This is a genomic window from Cyanobacteriota bacterium (assembly GCA_025054735.1).
Taxonomy (GTDB): Bacteria; Cyanobacteriota; Cyanobacteriia; order SKYG9; family SKYG9; genus SKYG9.
On sequence record JANWZG010000362.1, the window covers coordinates 1 to 4,129 of the forward strand.

At 48.7% G+C, this 4,129-nt stretch carries 5 protein-coding genes; 1 reads left to right on the top strand and 4 read right to left on the bottom strand.

Going from position 1 to position 4,129, the window contains the following annotated elements:
* Positions 1-185: 185 nt before the first annotated feature.
* From NZ772_14990 to NZ772_15005, 4 genes are all read right to left on the bottom strand, one after another.
* The gene (locus NZ772_14990; GenBank protein ID MCS6814859.1) at positions 186-722 is read right to left on the bottom strand and encodes an HAD family hydrolase; all 537 of its coding nucleotides are present in this window, start codon (positions 720-722) and stop codon (positions 186-188) included.
* A 2-nt stretch (positions 723-724) separates the two neighbouring features.
* Positions 725-991 carry a YciI family protein gene (locus tag NZ772_14995; protein ID MCS6814860.1) on the bottom strand — a complete coding sequence of 89 codons (267 nt, stop codon included), beginning with the start codon at positions 989-991 and terminating at the stop codon, positions 725-727.
* A gap of 169 nt (positions 992-1,160) precedes the next feature.
* A complete protein-coding gene (locus tag NZ772_15000; protein ID MCS6814861.1) occupies positions 1,161-2,432 on the bottom strand; it encodes an HD domain-containing protein in 1,272 nt (423 codons plus the stop codon).
* Positions 2,422-3,669 carry a S41 family peptidase gene (locus tag NZ772_15005; GenBank protein MCS6814862.1) on the bottom strand — a complete coding sequence of 416 codons (1,248 nt, stop codon included), beginning with the start codon at positions 3,667-3,669 and terminating at the stop codon, positions 2,422-2,424. Before NZ772_15005 ends, NZ772_15000 begins: the two co-directional genes overlap by 11 nt.
* A 240-nt stretch (positions 3,670-3,909) precedes the next feature.
* On the opposite strand from NZ772_15005, the gene NZ772_15010 reads away from it, so the two are divergent.
* A partial coding sequence (locus NZ772_15010) for a cytochrome b6 (protein ID MCS6814863.1) occupies positions 3,910-4,129 on the top strand: 220 nt, incomplete at its 3' end.

A 4,129-nucleotide genomic window follows, 5' to 3' on the forward strand; every position in this document is an offset into this window, starting at 1 on the left:
CTTGTATGAGGAGGCGGTATACAGAGGTGACGATCGGGTTTCTAGTACTGTATTCCCCAGTGTCCAAATCACAGTCTCCGATATCCTCTCAACCTGAGTAGTTGCTTTGTGCCCATACTCTCAGGTAATGCTCATGGCTTATTCTCAAGCCCTGATTTCGTGATCATCAGAACCCGTCGGGTAATTTAGCCTAACAAAACTGTCATATCGGCAAGGTCTCTGAAGGTAGGTACCTGGATGTTCTGATTTATCAATGCTTGTTGGGTGTCTTTTCCTCGTCCAGTTAGTACCAACACGGGTTGACAACCAGCATTTTGAGCACATTCAATATCGCTAGGGGCATCGCCAACGAAGAAAGACTGGGACAAATCGATGTGATACTGTTCCGCGGCCTGCAACACAAGTTGAGGAGAGGGTTTACGGCAAGAGCAGCGATCGCTAGGGGTATGGGGACAAATCAAAATGTCGTGAAATGTAACATTATCTCGCTGATAGTATGCCTGCATTCGTTGGTGGACTGCTGCGACATCTTCAGTGGTGAAATAACCCCGTCCAATTCCTGACTGATTAGTGATAACAATTAGCAAATACCCTGCTTGTTGCCATTGCCGCAGTGCTTGACCTGCACCAGGCAATGTCACTACTTGATCAGCATGGCTAAGATAGGGCACATAGTTAATCAGCACACCATCTCGATCTAGAAACAGTCCCTTGTGTTTCATTGCTACTCAACTACAACGCACCACTCGTACAGATTGTAGGTAACGCAGTGGTTCTGTACCAACGGGTCTTGGGCGACGATCGCCTCTGCATCTTCCCGCGACGCTGCCTCAAACACTAACATGCCGCCTCCTCGTTGTTTCCAATATCCCGAACGAGCCTTATGTCCTTTGGCAATTAGTGTCTTCACATAGGCAATATGATCGGGCACATACTGATCAAACGTAGCCTTATCTACAATGCCCACTTCAATCTTGGCAAACCAAGGCATACTATTCTCTTCCGTTGTAAACTAAGGTCTGCTTTAAGGCTAGCGATAAGTGTTGGCTAGTTCTAGAGAAAGTAATGATTTTTGAGGAGGGGAAGATGAGTTAACTGGCTTCGCACCGCAACCTTCACTCACTGCTGATTTTGCTGGCTGAGCTTGTCTCGATGTGTGCTTAGGATTGTGCCGATCGGTGAGCGTTGACAAATGCCATGAGTTGAGACTCAACGTCACGGGGATAAATGAGCCATACCCGTCGTAAGGGGTGGATTAATGTTTGCACTAGAGGTGACAAGTCGCTCAACTCGCGCAGCCCCTCTGGCGTTTGTAATTTAATCCCACGCTGATATAGGGTATAGCCAGAACTAAGAGCAACTCGTAGCCCTGTGTAGTGGGGAGAAATACGCTGCTCCTTTGACCACTCTTGTACAGCTTCGAGCAACTCATCCCGTTCTGGCTCTGCTAAGTCAGTCACATCTAGAGTCTTAGGCAAGTCTCGGTCGAGCAGTCGCCGACACAAATCAGCCAACAGGGGATCACTACATCGTTGCCAACGCTGCAAGTGATAGGTAAAGATACCGTCATCGGCATTGAGATAGTGGTGGAGGGGCAACTGATTGCAATCTTGAGTTAACCAGGCAGTCACCGTGTCGTCAGCGTCCAAAGCATTGGCTGCAATCAACACTTGAGCGCGGGTAAAGGCTTGGTTGAGTAACCAAGTCGCAGCTAGGTTTTTAGGGTGATTGTAGACTTGAGCATACATGAAGTAACGGACGATTAGGTAATGCTCGATCGCCGCCATGCCCTTGCGAACTACGACTAGTTGCTGGCTTACAGGGTCATAGTTCATGGCCATTAAAATTCGGTCTAGGTCTAGCTTGCCGTAGGATGCTCCGGTGAAATAGCTGTCACGCATGAGATAATCCAGGCGATCGCAGTCTAGCTGGCTAGTAACCAGTTGCCAGACAATGGGCAAGGGATGTTGCTTATGGTAGACAAGTTCCAGTTGCGATCGCAGGGCTGGGTCAAACTCATCGAGCAACTGTTGCACCGGAAGTGACTCATGCAAGATTCGCTGCGTCCAATGTTCGTGATGGTTACCAAAGATTTCCTCGCTGGTGTGGCTAAAGGGGCCATGTCCAATATCGTGGAGTAATGCAGCACACAACACAACAGCACGATAGGGTAGTAACTCTGGGTAATGTTTAGCGAGGCGATCAAACGCACGCCGGGCGATCGCCATCACCCCCAGTGAGTGGGTAAATCGAGAACTTTCTGCGCCATGGAAGGTCAGGGAAGCAACCCCCAATTGTCGAATGCGTCGCAACCGCTGAAAAGCAGGAGTGTCAATTAGCCGGATGATCAGTGCTTCGACGGGATCACCCATGTCGAGAGCGATCGCACCATGTAGCGGATCATGATAAACACGGCTACGACTAGGTTGCACCAGTTAACACCACTTGGCTAATTAAGAGATTTTCTGCTAATTGATATTGGCTATCTGCTGCCGTACCAATCTGCTCTATTGCGAGCGGCTCTAGGGCAACAACATAATCAGGTTGAATGCCTTGACGATGAATATCATGGTGGCTTGGTGTTTCGTACTTGGCCACGGTCACTGCCAACCCAGATCCATCAGATAACTCAAACAGGGACTGAATTAATCCCTTGCCAAAGGTACGCTCACCAACCAACTGAGCACGGTTATTGTCTTGCAGTGCCCCCGCCAAAATTTCACTAGCGCTAGCTGTGCCTTGGTTCACTAACACAATCAGTGGATCATCGGTTAGTGCCTCGCCAGTTGCCTCAAAACTATCTTGCACGCCTTGGCGGTTAACTGTGTAGACGATCGTACCCTGATCGAGCCATAACCGAGCAATTTCAATGCCCGCTTGCAGCAAACCACCAGGATTATTGCGCAAGTCTAAAATGTAGCCTTTAGCTCCTTTTCCCTCTAATTGCTTGATTGCTTTTGCTAGTTCGACAGTGGCATTGGCATTGAACTGAGACAAGCGAATGTAACCAATGTTCTCAACTTGATTTGGCTTGTTTGGTGAGGGAACTGTATGCAGCTCAGCGACAACAGGATTCAATTCAATGCGATCGCGCACTAGACTGAACCGTTGTTGCTTACCATCGCGGACAATAGTTAGTTCAACGCGGCTACCCACCGCACCGCGCATTCGAGCAGCCGCTTCATCTAAGCTCAGATGCGCAGTTGAGATGCCATCAATTTCAATGATCTGGTCAGCCGGATGGATGCCTGCTCGGTCTGCTGGGGAACCAGCAATTGGTGCGATAACCACTAGTTGCTGGGTTGCATCATCCAAGGCAATTTGCAGCCCAACGCCCGTTAGCTCTCCGGATGTGCTAGTTTGCAAACTACGATACTGCTCAGGCGGCAAAAATCGAGTGAAGGGATCTCCCAAGGTTGCCAACATCTGCTGGATCGCCTGATAGGTCTGGGCGCGATCGTCTGAAGCTTTCGGGAAATAGCGTTGACGCACCCATGACCAATCCTGATGGTTGAACGTGCCATCGAGATAAGTGCGGTTAATCAGCCGCCATACCTCATTCAGCAGCCGCTGCTCATCGGTCAGAGCATAGCTAGGCATCGCCCAACCCAACCACAGTGACCACCCCAAGATGATTGTCAGTATCCAACTTAAAACCCGTTTACCCATTCCCACCTCTGACAAATGCCATCGAACACCTGATAAGCATGCAGTCTGCCTATGTTTCTGACTATGTTGAAATCTGAAAATTCTGCAAACCAATGCGGTGAAACCTAAACCTGATGTTACTGATTTACCAATCCACCTTAGAACTATGTTACATTTCTCATAGCACACTCAGTGTGAGAAGTCCTGTCTAGGTGTCTCTCGCTGCTACCCTCGTCTTCATAATTTAGAAATCTTTACATTATGTTCACCAAGCAGGTAACAGACTCAAAAGTCTATCAATGGTTCAATGATCGCCTAGAAGTGCAGGCGATCGCCGATGATATTAGCAGCAAGTATGTGCCTCCCCATGTCAATATCTTCTACTGCCTGGGAGGAATTACGTTGGTCTGCTTCCTGATCCAGTTTGCAACTGGGTTTGCTATGACCTTCTATTACAAACCTACTGTCACTGAAGCCTTCT